The sequence below is a fragment of the Mesorhizobium sp. M0768 genome, assembly GCF_040320195.1.
In the GTDB taxonomy this organism is placed as follows: domain Bacteria; phylum Pseudomonadota; class Alphaproteobacteria; order Rhizobiales; family Rhizobiaceae; genus Mesorhizobium.
This window is the reverse complement of the sequence record NZ_JAMYPD010000008.1, coordinates 206,162-229,438: the sequence shown is the minus strand read 5'-3', so window position 1 is coordinate 229,438 and position 23,277 is coordinate 206,162. Positions and strand designations below refer to the sequence as shown.

The following is a 23,277-nucleotide window of genomic DNA, read 5'->3' as shown; positions in this document are numbered from 1 at the left end:
AAGGCAGGAAATGGCAGTCGCTCCTTCGCTCAACTGCCTCTCCAAAGAATCCTTTCTCAGCCTAAACTCAACCCCAAAATCGCCATATGCGATTCCCCTGCCCTTGAGGGGAGGGTCGCGGAGCAAATTGCCGCATGGCGGCATTTTGTGACGCGGGGTGGGGTCGGTGCGACCTCGCCGACCCCACCCCGTCTCGCAGTCTCCGCTTCGCTTCGACTACTCGCCGACCCTCCCCTCGAGAGGCCCTCAAGGGGGAGGGTTTACCCCGTTGACGGCGTGAACCGCGCCACCAGCGTGTGGTTCTCTGCCGCATAGGTGAACCGGACGTGGGTGACGGGGTGCTCGGCGCTCCATGTCCGCCGCTCGATCACCAGGCACGGCGCACCGGTCTCGATGTCGAGCGCCGCCGCGATGTGCTTTTCGGCGGCAACGGCGCGAATGCGATGCTCGGCGGCACTCCACGGCACGCGCCCGATCAGCCACGGACCGGGCGCGGTGTCGAAAAACGCCTCTTCGGCGGCCTCCGGCACGGCAGCCAGGTTGATCAGCCGCTGCTCGTGGGCGAACGGCCTCTTGCCGGCGAAATGCCGGCATTCCAGCACCAGCACCGGCCCGGCGACGTCGAGTTCCAGCAGGGCGCGGTCGTCGGCGCTGCTGCGCCTTCTGTCTCGCGCCATGCGCTCGTAGCGGTAGGGCAGGCCAAGTGCCTCGACCTCGATCCGGATGTCGTGGATTTCGAGAACGGCTGCCTGCGACTGCGGCCGGCGGACAAAACTGCCCGAACGACGCCGGCGCTCGATCAGCCCGGCCTTGGCCAGTTGCGACAGCGCCTTGTTCACTGTCATGCGCGAACAATTGTATTCGGCCGTCAGTTCATGCTCGAACGGAATGCGGTGGCCGGGCGCCCAGGCACCCGACAGGATCCGGTCGCTGATGTCCGACAGGATGCGCTGGTGCAGCGAAAGAACCTCGCCGCCGTCCGCGCTTCCAGAATCCGCGCTTATTGTCCCGATCATGCTCATGCCGAAAGCGCCGTCATCACCTTGCGGAACCGCTCGGCGATGGCATCGCGCCTGGCATGCCTGCCGCCGCTGACCAGTTTCTTGCCATGCACCCAGACGCAATCGATCTTTCCGTTGGCAAAAATCCAGGCGTCGAGGATTGCATCGCCCGTCTTGCCGGCCAGCGATGGATGCTTGCCGTCGAGCGAGACGAAATCGGCCGAGGCACCTGCTGCGATCTGCGAGAGGCCGGCGCCCAGCGCGGCACTGCCGCCATCGAGCGCGGCATCGAACAAAGCACGGCCGGTCGAGCCGCCGGCCACCGCCAGCACGTTGCGGGCGCGGTGGGCGAGGCGCTGCGAATATTCGAGCTGCCGCAACTCGTCCGGCAGGCCGATCAGTACGTTTGAATCCGAGCCGATGCCGAAGCGGCCGCCATGCTGCATGAACAAGGACGCGGCAAAGGTGCCGTCGCCGAGATTGGCCTCGGTGATCGGGCAGAGACCGGCAACGGCGCCGCTTTTCGCCAAATCGGTCGTCTCGGTGTCGGTCATGTGGGTGGCGTGGATGAGACACCAGCGCCGGTCGACCTTGGCGTTGGCAAGCAGCCATTCGACCGGCCGCGCCCCGGACCAGGCAAGGCAGTCCTCGACCTCCTTCCTCTGCTCGGCGATGTGGATGTGGATAGGCCCCTCCGGCGCCATCACCGTGATGTCTTCCAGTTCCTCCGGTGTCACGGCACGCAGGCTGTGCGGGGCGACGCCGACGACGCCTTGATTCAGCGCGCGAATGGATTCTCGGCATTTCTCAACAAGCCGCGAGAACTGGTTCACATCGTTGATGAACCGGCGCTGGCCTTCACTTGGCGCAGCGCCGCCGAAAGAGGAATGCGCGTAGAACACGGGCAGCAAAGTCAGCCCGATGCCTGTCTCGGACGCTGCGGCAACAATGCGCTGCGCCATCTCGGCGATGTCAGCATAGGGCCGGCCGTCACGGTCGTGGTGGAGATAGTGAAACTCGCCGACGCGCGAGAACCCGGCCTCCAGCATCTCGACATAAAGCTGGGCCGCGACCGCCTCGACCTGGTCCGGCGTCATCGACAGCGCGAAACGGTACATCACCTCGCGCCAGCTCCAGAAACTGTCGGCGGAAGGGCCGCGCAATTCAGCAAGGCCGGCCATGCCGCGCTGGAAGGCATGGCTGTGCAGGTTCGGCATGCCGGACAAAAGGATGGCACGGCGCTCGTCGCCGGGCAGGAGCGAGGTATTCGCCTCGACCGTGGCGATCCTGCCGTCGGAGATGACGATCCGCACATTGCTGTGCCAGCCGTCGGGCAGAAGCGCCTGTTCCGCAAAGATTGCCGTCACGTTTTTCTCCAAATCCCGGTCTGCCGTGCGATGATAGCGCTTGCAGTGCCTTTTCATATGTATATACATAATCGTCACCTATTGAAACGGAAAAGATGATGGCTGCAGAGAGCAAAAGCCGGGCAGGAGAGCTTCGCCTCTGGCGCAATGCGCGCCTCGCGACCATGGCCGAAAGCAGCCCCGGGTCAGGCGTTGTCGAGCACGGTGCAATCGCCGTGCGCAATGGCCGGATCGTCTATGCCGGGCCGGAAGCCGACATGCCGGCAGCGCTCCGCCCCAGAGCACTTGGCAAAGACGCCGAGGCGACCGACTGCGAAGGCCGCTGGATTACGCCCGGCCTGATCGACTGCCACACCCATCTGGTTCACGCCGGCAACCGGGCCAATGAATTCGAGATGCGGCTGGCCGGCGCTACCTATGAAGAGGTTGCCAAGGCCGGCGGCGGCATCGTTTCCTCGGTTAAGGCACTGCGCGCCGCCGGCGAGGACGAGCTGGTCGCCCAGTCGCTGCCGCGCCTCGATGCGCTGATCGCCGAAGGCGTCACCACCGTCGAGATCAAATCCGGCTACGGTCTCGACCTCGAAAACGAGAAGAAGTCGCTGCGCGCCGCACGACGGCTGGGCGGTGAGCGGCCGGTGACGGTCAGGACCACTTTCCTCGGCGCTCATGCACTGCCGCCCGAAGCAAAAGGCGACAAGGACGCCTTTATCGATCTTGTTGCAAAGCAGATTTTGCCGGCCGTCGCCGCCGAGGGCCTGGCCGATGCCGTCGACGGTTTTTGCGAAGGCATTGCCTTTTGGCCGGAGCAGATCGCCCGCGTGTTCGATGCCGCAAAGGCGGCGGGCCTGCCGGTCAAGCTCCATGCGGACCAGCTGTCCAATCTGCACGGCGCCGAACTTGCGGCGCGCTATGGTGCGCTATCGGCCGACCACCTCGAATACACCGACGAGGCCGGTGCGGCGGCGATGGCGAAGGCCGGAACCGTGGCGACCATCCTGCCCGGCGCCTACTACTTCATCCGCGAGACCAAGAAGCCGCCGATCGCTTTGTTTCGGCAGCATGGCGTCAGGATGGCCGTTGCCACCGACAACAATCCCGGCACGTCGCCGCTGACCTCGCTGCTGCTGACCATGAACATGGCCGCGACGTTGTTCGGCCTGACCGTCGATGAATGCCTTGCCGGCGTTACCCGCGAGGCTGCCCGCGCGCTCGGGCTGCTTGGGCAGACCGGCACGCTGGAGGCCGGAAAATCCGCCGATCTGGCGATCTGGAACGTCGAGCGCCCGGCCGAACTCGTCTACCGCATGGGCTTCAACCCGCTGCATGCCCGCATCTGGAGGGGACAATGACCGAACTCAAGCTAAGGCCGGGCAATGCCACGCTGGCCGATTGGCGCGCCATCTATCGCGGCGCCGCACTGAGGCTCGACGATGCCTGCCGGCCGAAGATCAAGGCCAGCGCCGAGGCCGTCGCCAGGATCGTTGCCAAGGGCGAGCCGGTCTATGGCATCAATACCGGCTTTGGCAAGCTGGCCAGCGTCCGCATCCCCGCCGCCGATCTGGAAACGTTGCAGCGAAACATCGTGCTGTCTCATGCCGCCGGCGTCGGCGAGCCGATGCCAGTCGCAATCTGCCGGCTGATGATGGCGCTGAAGCTGGCCAGCCTGGCACAGGGCGCCTCCGGCGTGCGGCCGCGGACGATCGAACTGCTCGAGGCGATGCTGGCCAACGACGTTATCCCCGTGGTGCCGGCGCAAGGCTCGGTCGGCGCTTCCGGCGACCTTGCGCCGCTGTCGCACATGACCGCCGTGATGATCGGCGTCGGCGAGTGCTTTACCCCGCATGGCCGCTTTCCCGCCAAGGTCGCCTTCGTTTCGCACGGCCTGGAGCCGGTGACACTGGGCGCCAAGGAAGGCCTGGCACTGCTCAACGGCACCCAGTTTTCGACCGCCTATGCGCTTGCCGCTTTGTTCGAGGCGGAAGTGCTCTACCAGTCGGCACTGGTCGCCGGCGCGCTGTCGACCGATGCCGCCAAGGGCTCCGACGCTCCGTTCGATCCACGCATTCATCTGCTCAGGAAACATCGCGGCCAGATCGAGACGGCCGAGGCGTTGCGCAATTTGATGGCCGGCAGCGCCATCCGTGAATCGCACCGCGTCGGCGACGAGCGTGTGCAGGATCCGTATTGCCTGCGCTGCCAGCCGCAGGTGATGGGCGCAGCACTCGACGTGCTCCGCAAGGCCGCCGAGACGCTCGGCACCGAGGCCAACGGCGTCACCGACAATCCGTTGATCTTTGCCGAGGACGACTCCGCACTTTCGGGCGGCAATTTCCATGCCGAGCCGGTCGCCTTCGCCGCCGACATGATCGCACTCGCCGTCTGCGAGATCGGCTCGCTGTCGGAGCGGCGCATCGCCATGCTGGTCGATCCGGCGCTGTCGGGCATGCCGGCCTTTCTCACGCCCAAGCCGGGTCTGAATTCCGGTTTCATGATCCCTCAGGTCACGGCGGCAGCACTGGTTTCTGAAAACAAGCAAAAGGCCTATCCGGCCAGCGTCGATTCGATCCCGACCTCGGCCAACCAGGAAGACCACGTCTCGATGGCGGCGCATGGCGCGCGCCGCCTCATCGGCATGGTCGAGAATGCGACGGCCGTCATCGGCATCGAATTGCTGGCCGCCGCGCAAGGCTGCGATTTCCACGCACCGCTGGCCTCGAGCGCGGCACTGGAGGCGGTGCGCCGGCTGGTCAGGGCAGAGGTGCCGCATCTCGACAACGACCGGCACTTCCACCCCGACATGGAGAAGGCCATCGCCATGATACGCAGCGGCGCGGCGGTGAAGGCCGCAGGTGCGGTGAAACTGCCGGGGGTGACGTCGTGAGACTGTTCACCGTCACAGGCCGCGTTCTGTCGCGCCCCCCTCTGTCCTGCCGGACATCTCCCCCACGAGGGGGGAGATTGGCCATCATCGAGTCTTTCGCCAATCTCCAACGTTGCAGGATTGAGCGAAGCGGCGAAGCTACCGATCTCCCCCCTCGTGGGGGAGATGTCCGGCAGGACAGAGGGGGGCGCTGTCCCGCCAACCTCAGCCCGGCAACAAAAAACCCGCCTCAAAGGCGGGTCGTCGGGCCGAATCAACACCATACCGGATTTAGTAGCATAGCTGCCGGCACAAAGCAAGAACAAAATGCGTTGCGACCGGCAAAAAGCGAGGCCGGTGTTCACGGACGATTGCAGGGTCGCGTTCTGTCGCGCGGAGACTTCCGATGACCTCACCCTCCTGGCTCACCGTCACCCAAGGCACAGCACCCCTGCTGGTTTCGATCCCGCATACCGGCATCGATCTCGCCGGCCTCGACAGCCGGCTGGTCTCGCCCTGGCTCGGCCGCCGTGACGCCGACTGGTGGATCGACAAGCTTTATGACTTCGCAGAAGACCTCGGCGCGACCGTTGTGCATACGGCGATTTCGCGCACCGTTATCGACGTCAACCGCGATCCGTCCGGCGTTTCGCTCTATCCCGGCCAGACGACGACCGGGCTCTGCCCGACAGAGACTTTTGACGGCGATCAGCTCTACCGCAAGGGTGAAGAGCCGGGACCGTCGGAGATCGACGAACGCCGCGAGAAGTTCTTCGTACCCTATCATGCTGCTCTGCAGGCCGAGATCGACAGGCTGCGCGCTTTGCATGGGAAGGTCGTCGTCTATGACTGCCATTCGATCCGCTCGGTGCTGCCGCGCCTTTTCGAAGGCAAATTGCCGGTCTTCAATCTCGGCACCAATGACGGCAAGAGCGCCGATCCGACGCTGCAAGCGACGGTTGGCCAGATCCTCGCCGAAACCGGCGAGAGCTACGTCGTCAACGGCCGCTTCAAGGGCGGCTGGATCACGCGCCATTTCGGCCAGCCGCAAGCCGGCGTCCACGCGCTGCAGATGGAACTCTCCAACCGCGGCTATATGCGCGAGCCCGAAGGCAAGGGCGAACCGGCTAACTGGCCGGTGCCTTACGAGGCCGAATTCGCGGCGCCGATCCGCGTCACGCTGAAGAAGATCCTGGAAACCGCGATCGCCTGGGCCGAACGCTGACGCGCGGTGCACCTCACTCGAAAGGGACAATCATGACCGATCCTCGCCACAACATCCGTGAAGTGCGCAGCCCGCGCGGCAGCGGGCTCAACGCCCGCACCTGGCTGACGGAAGCGCCGTTGCGCATGCTGATGAACAATCTCGACCCAGACGTCGCCGAAAACCCCAACGAACTGGTCGTCTATGGCGGCATCGGCCGGGCGGCGCGCACCTGGAACGATTTCGACCGCATCGTTGCCTCGCTGAAGACGCTTGGCGACGACGAGACGCTGTTGGTGCAATCGGGCAAGCCGGTCGGCGTGTTCCGCACTCATCCTGACGCCCCGCGTGTGCTGATCGCCAATTCCAACCTGGTGCCGCACTGGGCGACATGGGAGAAATTCAACGAGCTCGATAGAAAGGGCCTGATGATGTACGGCCAGATGACGGCCGGCTCGTGGATCTATATCGGCACGCAAGGCATCGTGCAGGGCACCTACGAGACCTTCGTCGAAGCCGGCCGCCAGCACTATGGCGGCAATCTCAGGGGCAAATGGATCTTGACCGGCGGCCTCGGCGGCATGGGCGGTGCCCAGCCGCTCGCCGCGGTGATGGCCGGCGCCTGCTGCCTGGCGGTCGAATGCGACCCCGACCGCATCGATTTCCGGCTGCGCACCCGCTATGTCGATGAGCGCGCCGACACGCTCGACGAGGCTCTCGAAAAGATCGAGCGCTGGACCAAAGCCGGTGAAGCGAAATCGGTTGGCCTGGTCGGCAACACCGCCGACATCCTGCCGGAACTGGTGCGGCGCGGCGTGCGCCCCGACATCGTCACCGATCAGACCTCGGCGCATGACCCGCTCAACGGCTATCTGCCCAAGGGCTGGTCGCTGGCCGAGTGGCGCGAGAAACGCACCTCCGATCCGAAGGCCGTCGAAAAAGCTGCCCGCGCGTCGATGCGCGAGCATGTCGAGGCGATGGTGGCGTTCTGGAATGCCGGCGTGCCGACGCTCGACTACGGCAACAACATCCGCCAAGTGGCGAAGGAGGAGGGGTTCGAGAATGCTTTTGCCTTCCCGGGTTTCGTGCCGGCTTACATCCGTCCGCTGTTTTGCCGCGGCATCGGCCCGTTCCGCTGGGCAGCGCTTTCCGGCGATCCCGAGGATATCTACAAGACCGACGCCAAGGTGCGCGAGCTGACCCCCGGCAACACCCATCTTCACAACTGGCTCGACATGGCGCGTGAGCGCATCGCCTTCCAGGGCCTGCCGGCGCGCATCTGCTGGGTTGGGCTTGGCGATCGCCACCGGCTCGGCCTCGCCTTCAACGAGATGGTCGCCAGGGGCGAACTGAAGGCGCCGGTGGTCATCGGCCGCGATCACCTCGATTCCGGCTCGGTCGCCTCGCCGAACCGCGAGACGGAGGCGATGAAGGACGGCTCCGATGCCGTCTCCGACTGGCCGTTGCTCAATGCCTTGCTCAACACCGCGTCCGGCGCCACCTGGGTGTCGCTGCACCATGGCGGCGGCGTCGGCATGGGCTTTTCGCAGCATGCCGGCATGGTCATCGTCGCCGACGGCACGCCCGAGGCGGCCAAGCGCCTGGAGCGGGTTCTGTGGAACGATCCGGCGACCGGCGTCATGCGCCACGCCGATGCCGGCTATGACATCGCGATCGAGTGCGCCCGGGAGAACCAGCTCAACCTGCCCGGCATTTTGGGCTGAGCCGCGCCTTGCGCATCCTTCGGGCAGCCGAATACCGGTCGATGCCGTGGAAGAACAGCGGCGGGGTGACGACGGAGATTGCCGTCTCGCCGCCAGGTGCCGGGCTCGACGATTTCGACTGGCGCGTCTCGATGGCGCGCGTCGAGGGCGGCGGGCCGTTCTCCGGCTTCGCCGGCGTCGATCGGACCTTGGCCCTGCTGGAAGGCGAGGGCATGATCCTCGACATCGCCGGCCGGCTACCGGTCGAAATCACCAAGGCTTCCGCACCGCTTGCCTTTCCGGCCGACGTGCCGACGCAAGCCACGCTGATCGCCGGTCCGATCACCGACCTCAACGTCATGACCCGCCGCGCCCGGGCGGTCCACACTGTCGAGCGCCTGCTGATTTCGGCTCCGACGGAGATCCAGGCCGCAGCCGATGAAACACTCATCCTGTGCGTCGACGGCGAACTCAGCGTGGCCGGCGCGGCGCCCATGCAACTGGGGCCGCTCGACGCGCTGTTGCCCGGGGCGCAAGTGCCGGAACTGCGCCTCGATCCGGTCCGGCCGGCCATGCTGTTCGTGATCCGCATCGACCGCATTGCCGGCAACGATTAACGTCTGTTTCCAAACATGATCGTGACGCCGGCCAAATATCGCGTAAGCTGGTCGCTGCATCACGAAAAAGCCTGAATCTTCCGCCGATCAGAAGCCGAAACGATGCTCATAGTGCTCGCCTGGAAGTTGTCGAAAGACGGCATCTTGTCGTGGTGCGGAAACAAACTTTCGGCCAAGTGTTGCGATGCAACCAATTGCATTTGGACCGGTTTTAGGGACATTGCCGTGGCGGTGACGCCGCACTGCGTCCCCAACACGGAACCTTAGATGAATATCCAGACCAATCTCGCACAGATCGAAAAGACGAGCGCCAGCTTCCCGGCTGTCACCGACGAGCCGATACGCTCCAATTTCCTGCCGGAAGATCGGCTGCGCGCTTTGGGCGCAGCCCTTGCCAATGGCGATGCCAAGGATTTGTTCGGTCTGACGCCTTTCGATTTTCAGGCGCGCATCCGCGACAGCGCCAGGAAAATTCTCGATGTCTACCGTTCCACCAACGCTGCCCAGGCGAGGGGCGAAACGATCACGCCCGCGGCGCAGTGGCTGCTCGATAACAACTACCTGGTCGAGGAGACCATTTTTCAGGTCAAGCGCGACCTGCCGCGCCGCTTCTACCGCCAGTTGCCGACGCTGAAACTGTCGGATGGATCCAGCGTGCCGCGCGCCCTGGCGGTCGCGTGGACCTATGTCGCGCATTCCGACAGTTCCGTCTCGTCGGCCATGTTCAAGGCGATCGTCGAAGGCTTCCAGTCCGTCGAGCCGCTGAAGATCGGCGAATTATGGGCGCTGCCGTCGCTGCTGCGCTTCGTCCTGATCGAGAACCTTCGCCGGATCGCGGTCCGCGTCAATCGCACGCGGGAACTGCGCCAGATCGCCAACGAGGTCGCCGACCGTGTGCTGGCGACGGACGACAGCGCCGACCGGCAGGCGATACTTTCCCACTACAGCGCCCATGCGCAGGACACCACCTTCGCCACCCAGTTGCTCTACCGGCTGCGTGACGGCTCGCAAAATGCCGGCAGGGCGCTGGAATGGCTGGAGGGCGAGCTGGAAAGGACCGGCTCCGACGCCGAGGAGATCATCCTCAGCGAGCACCACACGCTGTCCAGCGGCAACGTGACCACCGGCAACATCATCCGCGGCCTGCGCCTGATCAACGACATCGACTGGACGGTGTGGTTCGAGGGCGTCAGCCGCATCGACACCTTGCTGCGCGAACGCACCGATTTCGCCGCGCTCGATTTCTTTTCCCGCGACCAGTACCGGACTGCGATCGAGGAGCTGGCGCGCCGTTCCGATCTCTCCGAATTTCGCGTTGCCGAAAGGGCGATCGAGCTCGCCGGCCATGCTGCCGCTGCACCGGGCTCCGAAACCGGTCCGATCGCTCACACCGACGTCGGCTTCTTTCTGGTCGGCCCGCGCCGGCAGGAGCTCGAGCGGTCGATCGGCTACCGGCCGACCATCGGCAAGACGCTCAACCGGACCTTCCGCAAGACCGGATGGCTGGGCATTGTCGTGCCGGTGTTTGCGCTGACGGTCCTGCTTCTGGTCGTTTCCGGCAATGCGCTTGCCAATCTCGGCCTGTCGGTGCCGTCGATCGTCCTGATGCTGGCCCTGTTCGCGGTGCCGGCCAGCGAAGGCGCGCTCGCGTTCTTCAACACCGTCGTCTCGCTGTTTTTGAAGCCGACGCGTCTCATCGGCTATGATTTCAGGCACGGTGTGCCGCCCGAGGCGCGCACGCTGGTGGTGGTGCCGTCGCTGATCGGCTCGCGCGACGATGTCGAGGAGAACATCCGCAACATCGAGGTGCATCACCTCGCCAACACGGCGGGCGAAGTCTATTTCGCGCTGCTTTCCGACTGGCCGGACTCCAAGACCGAGATCGATACGGCGGATGTCGAAATCCTCGAATTCGCCCGCGCCGAAATCGCCAGGCTGAACGCCCGCTATCCCTCGGAAGGGGCGCCGCGCTTTTATCTGCTGCATCGGCGCCGGCTCTACAACGCGTCGCAAGGCGTCTGGATGGGCTGGGAGCGCAAGCGCGGCAAGCTGCACGAATTGAACCTTCTGCTGCGCGGAGACAGCGACACCACCTTCCTGCCGTTGGAAGTGCCATTGCCGGAGAGCGTCGTCCACGTGATGACGCTGGACGCCGACACCCGCACCACCCGCGACGCCGTCGCTGCGCTGGCCGGCAAGCTTTGCCACCCGCTCAACCGTCCGCATTTCGATGTCGCACGGCGCCAGGTTACGGCAGGTTATTCCATCCTGCAGCCGCGCATCACCGCGTCGCTGACCAGTGGCGACGAGGCGTCGTTCTTTCAGCGTGTCTTTTCCGCCAATCGCGGGCTCGACCCGTACGTCTTTGCCGTGTCGGACCTCTACCAGGACATCTTCGGCGACGGTTCCTTCACCGGCAAGGGTCTTTACCATGTCGACGCCTTCGAGGCGGCGCTGAAGGGTCGCATCGAGGAAAACACCATCCTCAGCCATGATCTGCTCGAAGGCGCCCTGGCGCGCTCGGCCTTGGTCACCGACGTCGAACTGGTCGAGGACTATCCGACCCGCTACTCGGTCGACGCGTCGCGCCACCATCGCTGGGCACGCGGCGACTGGCAGCTTCTGGGCTTCATCCTCGGCCCACGCTCAAACGTGCCGGCGCTGTCGCGCTGGAAGATGGTGGACAATCTGCGCCGCTCAGTGACGCCGATCTTCTGGGTGATGGCCGCGATCGCCGGCTGGACGCTGCTGCCCTTCACGCAGGCCGCGCAATGGCAGGCGCTGCTGATCCTTACGCTGTTCATGGCGCCCACTTTCGACATCGTCAACGCCATCCTGCCGAAGAGCGGCGATCAGACGCCGCGCGGCCATTTCTCGGCACTGGCACGCGACGTTGCCTTCGGCACCGCTCTGGTGGCGCTGAAGATCGTGCTGATGGCGCATCTTGCCTGGATGATGGGCGACGCGATCATCCGCACGCTCTACCGCCTGTTCGTCAGCCGCCAGAACCTGCTCGAATGGCGCACCGCCTCGCAGGCACACAAGGGCGGCGACAACGATCTGGGCTCCTACTACAGCATCATGTACGGCGCGGTGATCATAGGCGTCGTCGGCCTCGCCGTGCCGGTGCTGGCCGATTCCACCGGCGCCTTCGTCGCCTTCTTCTTTGCCTTGTTCTGGATCGGCTCGCCCGCCATCGCCTGCTGGATCAGCCGTTCGGCCGAAACCGAGGACCGCCTGCGCATATCGGCCGCCGACATCCACGCGCTGCGCACCGTGGCGCGGCGTACATGGCACTATTTCGAGACCTTCGTGACGGCCGAGCATCACCATCTGCCGCCGGATAATTTCCAGGAAAGCCCGGCCCCCGTGGTGGCGCCCCGCACCTCGCCGACCAATATCGGCGTCTACCTGCTGTCGGTGATTTCGGCACGCGATTTCGGCTGGATCAGCCTCTCCGACGCCGTCAACCGCATCGACGCGACCATGTCGACCATCGAGAGCATGCCGCGCGACCGCGGCCATCTCTTCAACTGGTATGACACGACGACCCTGAAGCCGCTCTATCCGCTTTACATTTCTGCAGTCGACAGCGGCAATCTCGCCGGCCATCTGGTGGCTGTGGCCGCAGCTTGCGCCGAATGGGCCGAAGCGCCGTCGGTGCATGTGCAGGGCGACTTCGAAGGCATCCTCGACACCGTCACCATCCTCGACGAAAGCCTTGAGGAACTGCCCGACGACCGGCGTCAATTGCGGCCCTTGCGCCAGCGGCTCGCCGACCGTCTCGACGGCATGCGGCGGGCGGTCGAATTGATCAAGGCGCAGCCGGAGATGGCGTCGATCCGTACCATCAACCTGGCCGTCCTGGCCGGCGAGATACGCAAGCTCGCGACAGCCATCCACACCGAGGCCGCGTCGACCCAGAGCGACACCATCGCCGATTGGGCGGCCAGGCTCGAGGCCACCTGCGAGGCGCATGTGCACGACGCGCACAGCGACGAAAACGCCGTCGCGGCATTGCGGGCCAAGCTTCTAACCTTGCGCGAACGCACGCGCCGTTTCGCCTTCGAGATGGATTTCTCGTTCCTGATGCGGCCCGAACGCAAGCTCTTGTCGATCGGTTACCGGGTCGAGGAGCATCAGCTCGACGAAAGCTGCTACGACCTTTTGGCGTCCGAGGCGCGGCTGACCAGCCTGTTCGCCATCGCCAAGGGCGATTTGCCGACCGAGCACTGGTTCCGGCTCGGCCGGCCGATCGTCGAGATCGGCTTCCAGGGCGCACTGATGTCCTGGTCCGGCTCGATGTTCGAATATCTGATGCCGCCGCTGGTGATGAAGGAGCCGCAAGGCAGCATTCTCAACCAGACCAGCAAGCTCATCATCAAGCGCCAGATCCAGTATGGCCGTTCGAAGAACGTTCCCTGGGGGATTTCGGAAGCGGCCTACAACGCCCGCGACCGTGAACTGACCTACCAGTACACCAATTTCGGCGTGCCCGGGCTCGGCCTGAAGCGCGGCCTTGGCCAAAACACGGTGATCGCGCCTTACGCGACCGTGCTGGCAGCGCAGTTCACGCCGCATGAATCCGTGCAGAACCTGGCCAGGCTGAGGCGGCTGGGCGCACTTGGCCGGCACGGTTTTTACGATGCGGTGGATTTCACGCCGCAACGCGTCCCCGAGGGCACCGACCACGCCGTCGTGCTCAACTACATGGCCCACCACTCCGGCATGTCGATTGCCGCAGTTGCCGATGCGATCTTCGAAGGGCGCCTGCGCGACCGCTTCCACAGCGACCCGGTGATCGAGTCGGCCGAATTGCTGCTGCAGGAACGGGCGCCGCGCGACATCCCGACTGCGACCGTCCGGACCGAGGCCGACGAGCGCTCGAAGGACGAGACCGAGCTGGAAAGCCCGGATACCCGCATCGTGCTCGATCCGCTCAGGGCGCTCCGCTCGACCAGTGTCATGTCCAATGGCCGCTATTCGGTCATGGTGACCGCCACCGGCTCCGGCTACAGCCGCTGGGGCGAACTTGCCGTCACGCGCTGGCAGCCGGATCCGACCGAGGACCGCCTTGGTTCCTATATTTTCCTGCGCGACGCCAGCAGCGGCGACTGGTGGTCGGCCACCGCCGAGCCGAAGCGCGCCGCCGGCGAGCGTGCGCAGACGCTGTTCTCCGACGACAAGGCGAGCTTCGTCAAATCGATTGGATCGCTGCGTTCGGAAGTCGAGTGCATCGTCATCTCGGAAGGCAATGGTGAGGGCCGACGGGTGACGCTCCACAATGATGGCCCCGCCGACCGGCATATCGAAGTAACCTCGTTTGCCGAACTGGTGCTGGGCTCCGAGCCCTCGGATAATGCCCATCCGGCTTTTTCGAAGATGTTCGTGGAAACCGAAATCGCGCCGAACAACGGCGCGATCTTCGCCACCAGGCGCAAGCGCGAAAAGGACGAACCCGACGTCACCATGGTGCATTTCGTCACCGACCCGTCTGGATCGGCGCGAGACGCCGAGGCGGAAACCGACAGGCGCGCCTTCATCGGCCGCGGCCGCACCATCACCGAAGCGGCGGCCTTTGATCCCGGCGCCAAGCTTGGCGGCCATTCCGGTTTCACCCTGGATCCGATCGCATCGCTTCGCCGGCAGGTGCGCGTGCCGGCCAACAAGAAGATTTCGCTGACGTTCTGGACCGTCGTCGGTACCCATCGCGCCGAATTGGATGCCGCCGTCGCACGGCTCGACCATCCCGAAAGCTTCGCCCGCCAGGCGATGCTCGCCTGGACGCGCTCGCAGGTGCAGACCCGGCACCTTGGCCTCAGCCTGTCCGACGCCGCCAATGTGCAGAAGCTGGCGCGCTATCTGATCTATCCCGATCCGTTCCTGCGCCTTCCGGGCGAATCCATCGTCTCCGGGCTCGGCAGGCAGTCCAGCCTGTGGCCGACCAGCATATCCGGCGATTTTCCGATTTTCCTGGTCAGGATCGCCGATGTCGCCGATCTGGAGATCGTCGCCCAGGCGCTTCGCTTCCAGGAATACATGCGCGCCCGCGGCATGATGATCGACTTTGTCGTCGTCAACGAGCAGGCGTCATCCTACGTGCAGGACCTGCAGCGCGCGGTGGAGACGCTGTGCGAAAACAGCCGGTTGCGCGGCAAGGAACTCGGACCCCGCCAGCACATCTTCGCGGTGCGCCGCGATCTGATGGAGGAAACGACCTACCGGACCTTGCTCGCCGTCGCTCGGGTGGTGCTGCATACGCGCAACGGCACCATCTTCGACCAGATCGAGCGTGCCGAGGCCGCGGCACTGCAGGCGCGGGACGCCGCCCTCCAGCCGGCAGACCTTGCAGCGCTTCGCGAGCCGTCCTTGCCGGTGCCGACGTCGCAAGCATCGGCCGCTCAGGCACTGATCGAGGGCCGCGTCGACGGCAGCGGGCTCGAGCAATGGAACGGGTTCGGCGGCTTCGACGGCGGCGGACGCCACTACGTCGTGCGTCTTGCCGGCCGGCGCACGACGCCGCAGCCGTGGATCAACGTCATCTCCAACCCATCGTTCGGGTTCCATATTTCGGCTGAAGGCGCTGCCTTCACCTGGAGCCGCAACAGCCGCGACTATCAGTTGACGCCATGGTCGAACGATCCGGTCACCAACCGGCCGGGCGAGGGCATCTACATCTACGATCACGCCAGTGGCAGGGCGTTCTCGCCAATGGCTGCCGTGGTGCGTGATCCGACAATGACCTACGAAACCTGGCACGGGCAGGGTTTTTCGACGTTCCGCTCAAAACGCGGGCCGCTGTCGATGGACCTGACCCATGTCGTCGATCCCGTCGATCCGGTGAAGATATCGCGGCTGCGCATCCAGAATTCGGGTTCGGTGCCGATGCGGCTGCGCGTCTACGCCTATGCGGAATGGGTTCTTGGCGGCCATCGCTCGCGCACCGCTGCAAGCATCGTTCCGTCGAGGGATGCCGCAACCGGCGCATTGCTGGCGCAAAATCCCTATGGGCTCGATTTCGGCGAGCGGATCGCCTTTCTGGCCGCCGACGGTGCTGTGCATTCGGTCACCGCCGATCGCGGCGAGTTCATCGGCAGGCAAGGCACGAGCGAGTTTCCGCATGCCGTGCTGAGCGGCGCCGGCCTGTCCGGCCGGGTCGAGGCCGGCGACGATCCCTGCGCGGCCATCGCACGCGACATCGACATCGCTGCCGGCGGCGACGTCACGCTGCTCTGGCTGCTCGGCGACGCGGCCTCGCCCGAGGCGGCCAGCGCGCTGGTGCAGACCCATCGCTCCAGGGATTTCGATCAGCGGCTGGCCGACAACGAGCGCACATGGCGCGGCTTTCTCGACACCATCCAGGTCGAGACGCCGGACAAGGCACTCGACGCCATGGTCAATCACTGGCTGCCCTATCAGAGCCTGGCCTGCCGCATCCGTGCCCGCTCGGCGTTCTATCAGGCGAGCGGTGCCTTCGGCTTCCGCGATCAGTTGCAGGATACCTTGGCTTTGCTGGCGCATGACCCCAAGCTGGCGCGTGATCAGATCCTCAATGCGGCGCGGCGGCAATTCCCCGAAGGCGACGTGCAGCATTGGTGGCTGCCGCGCACCGAGGCCGGCGTCCGCACCATGATCTCGGACGACGTGGTCTGGCTGGCCCACGCCACGGCCCGCTACCTGCTGGTGACCGGCGACACCGCGATCCTGAAGGAGCAACTGCCCTTCATCGAAGGGCAGGCGCTGGGCGAAGGCGAGCACGATGCTTTCTTCATCCCGGAAATCTCGAAGAAGACAGCCTCGCTCTACGACCATTGCGCGCGGGCGCTCGATCTTGCCGTCAAGCGCAGCAGCCCAGCCGGGCTGCCGCTGATCCTCGGCGGCGACTGGAACGACGGCATGAACCGCGTCGGCGAGCACGGCAAGGGCGAGAGCGTGTGGCTGGGCTGGTTCCTGCTGAAGACGCTGGGCGACTTTGCCGCTGTCGCCAAGGCGGAGCGCGATGCCAAGCGCGTGCAGGCCTGGACGAAGCACGCCGAGGTGCTGAAGCGGGCGCTGGAAAGCACCGCCTGGGATGGCGAGTGGTATCGGCGCGGCAGCTTCGACGACGGCACGCCGCTCGGCTCGCGCAAGTCGGACGAGTGCAAGATCGATTCGATCGCCCAGTCCTGGAGCGTGCTTTCGGGCGAGGGCGACCCGGCGCGGTCGACCACGGCAATGGCGCAGGCGATGAAAGCGCTCGTCGACGACGACCTCAACATCGTCAAACTGTTCACCCCGCCCTTCTCGAAGACGGAAAAGGACCCGGGCTACATCAAGAGCTATCCGCCGGGGGTCCGTGAAAACGGCGGCCAATACACGCACGCGGCGACATGGTTCGTCATTGCGCTGGCCGAGATGGGCCGCACCGACGATGCCTACCGCTGCCTTTCAATGCTCAATCCGGTCTACCATGCTCTCGATGAAGCCGCGGCGGAGCGCTACCGCGTGGAACCTTATGTCGTCGCGGCCGATGTTTATTCCGGGCAAGACAAGGGCGGCCGCGGCGGCTGGACCTGGTATACCGGGTCGGCGGGCTGGCTTTATCGCGCCGCGGTCGAGAGCATTCTCGGCATAGAGCGCCGCGGACAGCGCCTCCAGTTCACGCCGAGACTTCCCAGCCATTGGGACGGCTATTCGGCAACTCTGAAGATGCTGGGCGCCGAGATCAAGGTACGCGTCGTCCGCGACAAAAAGGCCCGGGCCATCTCACTTGAAGTGAATGGCACGAAGACCAAATCTTCGTCCTTCGAGCCAAAAGCCGGAGATAGTGCCGAGGTGGTCGTCAGAATACCGGCCTAGATTCAAGGGCTTGGAGCGTCGCTTAGCGTTTCCCAGGGCACGCACGGGCGCTCCAAGTGCCTCTACCGGTTATATTTGCGTTTGACCTTGCTGAATGCCTGCACACGACTTTAGACGTTGTGCCCAGGGTCTTGCTGATTAAAATTGTGGCAGTGCTTTCCAGCTGCCATGATTTTGCCGCAACGCTGACATTTCACCTTTTATCTCAAACTGTTAGACGATCACGGCAAATTTCGAAGCGTCGTCATCTTTTGTTCGCGGAATGGGAACGGAAGAGCTAGACGAGCATTGTTTTGCGACGCGTCAACCGATACGAGTCAAAAAAATGACGCACTGCACCATAAATAATTGGCGGAGTAGCTGAAGTGTCACTTCTGCAAATCTACTGGCGAGCCCTTGGCTATCTCGCTGCCGACAGGAAACGCGTTGCGTTTATCTGCGGGGCGAATGTCGCACTTGCCATTATCGCCATTCTCGAGCCGATCATGTTCGGCCGGGTGATCGATGCCATTTCGGACCGCGGCTCGGTATTCGCGACGCTCGCAATGTGGGCCGGTCTCGGCGCGTTCAACATCATCGCCTTCGTGCTGGTGGCGCGCGGCGCCGACCGCTTTGCCCACCAGCGGCGCAGCGAGGTTCTTTGCCAGTCGTTCGAGCGCGTGATCACCATGCCGCTTGCCTGGCATCATCAGCGCGGCACCTCCAATTCCCTGCACACGCTCCTGCGGGCGGTCGAGACCTTGTTCAGCCTCTGGCTGGAATTCATGCGGCAGCATCTGTCGACGGCGGTTGCGTTGGTCCTGCTGGTGCCCACCGCGCTCAGCATGGATATCCGCATGTCGATGGTGCTGCTGGCGCTTGGCGCGCTCTACGTGGGCATCGGACGGCTGGTGATGCGGCGCACCAAGGAAGGCCAGGCGGCCGTGGAGCGGCACTACCACAAGGTATTTGCGCATGTGACCGACTCGGTCAGCAACGTCGCCGTCCTGCAGAGCTACAACCGCATCGGCCATGAGACCGAGGCGCTGAAGTGCTACGTCAAGAACCTGCTCGACGCACAGAATCCGGTGCTCGACTGGTGGGCGATGGCCAACGCGCTGCACCGCCTGTCGTCGACGATTTCGATGATGGTGGTGCTCTTGATCGGCGCCTATCTGGTGACGCACGGCCAGTTGCGCATCGGCGACGTCATCGCCTTTACCGGCTTTGCCACGCTGCTGATTGCCCGGCTCGACCAGATGTCGGCCTTCGCCAACCAGATTTCCGAGGCGCGCGCCAAGCTCGAGGAATTCTATCATCTCGAGGACTCTGCATCCGACGCCGCCGAGCCCGACGGGCTGCGCGATCTCGTCAACGTCACGGGTCATGTGCGTTTCGAGAATGTCTGCTTCGAGTTCGGTAATTCCGGGCAGGGCGTCGACGACGCGTCGTTCGAGGTCCAGGCCGGCCAGACCGTCGCCATCGTCGGCCCGACGGGCGCCGGCAAGACGACGCTCATCAACCTTCTGCAGCGCGTCTTCACCCCGTCCAGCGGCCGTATCCTGATCGACGGCATCGACACCCGCACGGTGACCCGCAAGTCGCTGCGCCATTCGATCGCCACCGTCTTCCAGGATGCCGGCCTGCTCAACCGCTCGATCGAGGACAACATTCGCGTCGGCCGCGCGGAGGCGACCTATGACGAGGTCCATGCCGCTGCCAATGCCGCCGCCGCGCAGGATTTCATCCTGTCAAAGTGCGAGGGCTACGACACGGTCGTCGGCGAACGCGGCGGACAGCTGTCCGGTGGCGAGCGCCAGCGCATCGCGATCGCCCGCGCCGTGCTGAAGGACGCGCCCATCCTGGTTCTCGACGAGGCGACCAGCGCGCTCGACGTCGAGACGGAAGACCGCGTCAAGGACGCCATCGACGAATTGCGGCGCGGCCGCACCACCTTCATCATTGCCCACCGCCTGACCACCGTTCGCGACGCCGATCTGGTCGTGTTCATGGACAAGGGCCGGGTGGTCGAGATGGGCGGGTTCACCGAACTGTCGCTGCGCAACGGTCGCTTCGCCAGCCTGCTGCGCGCCGGCGGCCTGCTCAACGACGAGGAGGTCCGCCGCCTCAGCCGTCCGGTGAACGAAGCCGCCTGAACGCTTTCCCTTCTCCCCTTGTGAGATCCACAGTGGAAGGCGGGCTATCGCAGGTGGAAAGCCGAGGCTTTCGCTCTACGATGTACCCCCACCCCTAACCCCTCCCCACAAGGGGGAGGGAGACTTCCGTTGGCGCTGACCTCGGCAAATTTGCCTGCCTTTCGGCGCCAAAAGGGGAAGTAAGGGCATGCGGCAGCGTTCCCTCCCCCTTGTGGGGAGGGTTAGGGTAGGGGGTCCATCTTCGTAAGAATCCAAATGCGATTGCCCCGCCGTTCACGGGGAGAACGGGAGACGCCGTACCGCCGCTGCGGTTGCCGCAACTCCGCCGGCGGTCTATGTAAGGCGGCATGAGCGACACGACTTCACGCCTCTCCGGCTGGATGGACCTTGCCAACCCGACGCGGTTCGTCGGGCTGGCCGACAAGGTCGTGCCGTGGCTGGCGAGCGTTGCCGCCATCATCCTCGCTGTCGGCCTCTACATGAGCTTCGCGGCGCCCGAGGACTTCCAGCAAGGCATCACCGTTCGCATCATGTATATCCACGTGCCTTTCGCCTGGCTCGCCATGATGTGCTACACGCTGATGGCGGTCTCGGCACTGGGCACGCTGGTCTGGCGCCATCCGCTGGCCGACGTGGCGCTGAAATCGGCGGCACCCATCGGCGCCGTCTTCACCGCCCTTGCACTGATCACCGGTTCGATCTGGGGCAAGCCGATGTGGGGCACCTGGTGGGTATGGGACGCGCGGTTGACCTCGGTCTTCATCCTGTTCCTGATGTATCTCGGCATCATCGCGCTGACCCGCGCGCTCGACGATGCCGGGCGCGCCGCGTGGGCCGCCGCCATCATCACCCTGGTCGGCTTCATCAACATTCCGATCATCAAATTTTCGGTCGACTGGTGGAACACACTGCATCAGCCGGCGTCGGTGTTCCGGCTCGGCGGCCCGACCATCGACCCAAGCCTGTTGTGGCCATTGCTGGTGATGGCACTCGGCTTCACCGTGCTTTTCTTCGCGCTGCACCTAGCGGCGATGCGCACGGAAATCCTCCGCCGCCGAGTCATTTCGATGCGGCGCGTCGCGGCAAGGCAGGCTAACTGACCGCCGTCGAGTTCCTTCGCGCCCCCCTCTGTCCTGCCGGACATCTCCCCCTCAAGGGGGGAGATTGAATGTCACGTATCGTTTCGCCAATCGCGAATGTTGAAAGAGAGGCGAAGCTACCGATCTCCCCCTTTGAGGGGAAGATGGCCGGCAGGCCAGAGGGGGGGTGCTGTCCCTCCAGCGTTTGAAGGATTTTGTACCTGAAGCGCACGCGCTCCAGCTGGACTCACCCCATCCGCCCGCGTGCTGCCACCGGCAGCGTTTCCAGCACCTTGTCGCCTTCGATCAGATGCACCTCGTCGAACAGGTTGGTGACGACGCAGCAATGGTCGGGCACGACGCGCACGCGCTCGCCGATGCGAAGCTCGGCGCCGCCTGACAGCGTGACGTTGCCGTGCTCTTCGCTGAGGCTGGTCACCCTTGCGCCTGAAATGCCCAGCAGCTCACCGAAATCGGCGAGCCCCAGTGTGTCGCTGGAGAGCGCCTTGCTGCCGGCGTCGAGGATGGCGCGTGTCGGCGTTGGGTGGCTGACCACCGTCGACAGCACCGTCAGTGCGCAATCGTCGAGGCTGCCGACGCCTTTGGCGACCTGGTAGCGGTCGAGATAGATGTAGGTGCCGGGCCGGTATTCGGTAACGACGCTATGCTCGCCGGAACGCCACATATCGGGTGTGCCGCCGCTGGAGATGCGCTCGCAAGCAAGGCCGGCTGCGGCAAGTGCTTGCTGCGCTTCGGCCAGCCACGCCTCGGTCTCGGCGGCGCGGCCGGCCCCCGGGTAGGTCATCAAGCCGCCGAAGACGAGCCCCCGGACCTTGTTGATCTCGCTCGCCAGCGCGACTGCCTCGCCGGCCGACTGCACACCGCGGCGGCCCATGCCGGTGTCGCATTCGACCAGCACCGGCAGGCGGTGGCCGGGATCGGTAAAGGTGGCGGCAAGCCCCATCAGCGTGTCCATGCTGTCCGTTGTCACCGACAGGGTTACGCGGCCGTGCAGCGCCTTGAGGCGCTCCAGCTTGGCCCGCCCGAGGATATTGTAGGGCAGAAAGATGTCGGTCAGTCCGGCGTCGGCCATGACCTCGGCCTCGCCGATCTTCTGGCAGGTGATGCCGACGGCGCCGGCCGCGATCTGCTTCTTTGCCCAGTAGGGCAGTTTGTGGGTCTTGATGTGCGGCCGGAGCTTCAGCCCATGGCTGTCGGCATGGGCCTGCGCCCGCGCGATATTGGCTTCGGCGCGGCCGGCATCGATCAGGATCGCCGGCGTATCGAGGTCGTCTATGCTGCGCATGGTCTCACCATTGGAAAATTGGTTGACCTTATGGCCCTGATCGGACCGCATGTCATGGGGCCAGCGACAGCAGTTTGCATCGACACCGGATGGACGTTCGGCTATTGCGGTTTGAGCAATCCCAGGAAAAGTGTGAAACGGTTTTCCGTCCGGAATTGCGTCCAAAGAAAGATAGAGCGGTTCGGCGTTCCGTGAAACGATGAACCGTTCTAGCGCTCGCAAAGCGACGGGAAGGAACCACGATCATGAAACGCTCCGCCATCAACGATATCATCCGCGACGCCGACGCCTTCATCCGCTCGTTCGGCTACATCATGCCGCCCTTCGCCTACTGGTCGCCGGAAGAGATGAAGGCGCGCCGGCAGGATTCGTCGGCAATCTTCTCGTCGCGGCTTGGCTGGGACATCACCGACTACGGCCAGGAGAAATTCGACGAGCTCGGCCTGTTCCTGTTCACCGTTCGCAACGGCCGCTACGAGGACATGAAGAAGGGCATGGGCATGCTTTATGCCGAAAAGATCATGATCTCGCGCAAGGATCAGCTGTCGCCGATGCACCGCCACAACATCAAGGCCGAGGACATCATCAACCGCGGCGGCGGCAAGCTGGTGCTGGAGCTGTTCATGCATGATCGCGATGGCGGCATCGATCCGAAGGCCGAAGTATCGGTCCCTGTCGACGGAACCATCCACAGGCTGCCTGCGGGTGGGCTGCTGAAACTCGACCCAGGCCAGAGCGTGACGCTGCTGCCGGGCGTCTGGCACGCCTTCTGGGCGGAGGGCAAGGACGTGCTGATCGGCGAGGTTTCGACCGTCAACGACGATCTCACCGACAATGTCTTTCGCGAACCAATCGGCCGCTTCGCGGACATTGACGAGGACACAGCACCGCTGCATCTGCTGGTGTCCGATTATGAGAAGTGGGTGGGATAGGGGAGGGTGGCATTTGAACCGGGGCTCATGAGAGGGGCTCATCAGGTTCGTCGGCGCCGCCCCTCATTGCCCTGCCGGGCATTTCTCCCCGTATAGTGACGGGGAGAAAGACGCTATCGCAGATGGTTTCGCAAACTGGCAGCGTTGCGGAATAGTGGTCGACATTGCGTCTATCTCCCTTCTCCCCGTCACTATACGGGGAGAAGGTGCCGGCAGGCGGATGAGGGGCAGCACC

At 64.5% G+C, this 23,277-nt stretch carries 12 protein-coding genes; 9 read left to right on the top strand and 3 right to left on the bottom strand.

Translation table 11 applies throughout. The features are described from left to right. Positions 1 to 260: 260 nt before the first annotated feature. Together hutC and NKI08_RS14070 are read right to left on the bottom strand one after the other, a co-directional pair. Complete coding sequence (gene hutC, locus NKI08_RS14075) at positions 261 to 1,022, bottom strand: histidine utilization transcriptional repressor HutC (protein WP_352449230.1); 762 nt, start codon at positions 1,020 to 1,022, stop codon at positions 261 to 263. Next, entirely contained in the window at positions 1,019 to 2,368 is a 1,350-nt protein-coding gene (locus NKI08_RS14070) for a formimidoylglutamate deiminase (RefSeq protein ID WP_352770168.1), read from the bottom strand. The genes hutC and NKI08_RS14070 overlap by 4 nt, the downstream gene beginning before the upstream one ends. Before the next feature lie 98 nt (positions 2,369 to 2,466). Between NKI08_RS14070 and hutI the strand changes: the two genes are divergently transcribed. From hutI to NKI08_RS14030, 8 genes are all read left to right on the top strand, one after another. Next, positions 2,467 to 3,717, top strand: coding sequence for an imidazolonepropionase (gene hutI / locus NKI08_RS14065; protein ID WP_352542362.1), 1,251 nt, complete (start codon positions 2,467 to 2,469; stop codon positions 3,715 to 3,717). Continuing rightward, a complete protein-coding gene (gene hutH / locus NKI08_RS14060) occupies positions 3,714 to 5,249 on the top strand; it encodes a histidine ammonia-lyase (RefSeq protein WP_352770167.1) in 1,536 nt (511 codons plus the stop codon). Before hutI ends, hutH begins: the two co-directional genes overlap by 4 nt. A 385-nt stretch (positions 5,250 to 5,634) precedes the next feature. Beyond that, the gene (hutG, locus tag NKI08_RS14055) at positions 5,635 to 6,453 is read left to right on the top strand and encodes an N-formylglutamate deformylase (protein ID WP_352724513.1); all 819 of its coding nucleotides are present in this window, start codon (positions 5,635 to 5,637) and stop codon (positions 6,451 to 6,453) included. A gap of 32 nt (positions 6,454 to 6,485) precedes the next feature. Then, on the top strand, positions 6,486 to 8,156 hold the full coding sequence (gene hutU / locus NKI08_RS14050; protein WP_352770163.1) for a urocanate hydratase: 1,671 nt from the start codon (positions 6,486 to 6,488) through the stop codon (positions 8,154 to 8,156). Positions 8,157 to 8,164: 8 nt separating this feature from the next. Continuing rightward, positions 8,165 to 8,752, top strand: a complete 588-nt coding sequence (locus NKI08_RS14045; protein ID WP_352770160.1) for a HutD/Ves family protein — start codon at positions 8,165 to 8,167, stop codon at positions 8,750 to 8,752. A gap of 267 nt (positions 8,753 to 9,019) precedes the next feature. Next, complete coding sequence (locus NKI08_RS14040) at positions 9,020 to 17,590, top strand: glycoside hydrolase family 94 protein (protein WP_352770157.1); 8,571 nt, start codon at positions 9,020 to 9,022, stop codon at positions 17,588 to 17,590. Between the two features lie 365 nt (positions 17,591 to 17,955). Further along, positions 17,956 to 19,725, top strand: a complete 1,770-nt coding sequence (locus tag NKI08_RS14035; RefSeq protein ID WP_352770155.1) for a glucan ABC transporter ATP-binding protein/ permease — start codon at positions 17,956 to 17,958, stop codon at positions 19,723 to 19,725. 347 nt (positions 19,726 to 20,072) lie between these two features. Continuing rightward, positions 20,073 to 20,825 carry a heme ABC transporter permease gene (locus NKI08_RS14030; protein ID WP_352449240.1) on the top strand — a complete coding sequence of 251 codons (753 nt, stop codon included), beginning with the start codon at positions 20,073 to 20,075 and terminating at the stop codon, positions 20,823 to 20,825. 226 nt (positions 20,826 to 21,051) lie between these two features. Here the strand turns inward: NKI08_RS14030 and NKI08_RS14025 are convergent, their stop codons facing one another. Next, positions 21,052 to 22,110 carry a D-TA family PLP-dependent enzyme gene (locus tag NKI08_RS14025; protein WP_352770152.1) on the bottom strand — a complete coding sequence of 353 codons (1,059 nt, stop codon included), beginning with the start codon at positions 22,108 to 22,110 and terminating at the stop codon, positions 21,052 to 21,054. 245 nt (positions 22,111 to 22,355) lie between these two features. On the opposite strand from NKI08_RS14025, the gene NKI08_RS14020 reads away from it, so the two are divergent. Continuing rightward, a complete protein-coding gene (locus tag NKI08_RS14020; protein ID WP_023674428.1) occupies positions 22,356 to 23,042 on the top strand; it encodes a D-lyxose/D-mannose family sugar isomerase in 687 nt (228 codons plus the stop codon). Positions 23,043 to 23,277 lie beyond the last annotated feature (235 nt).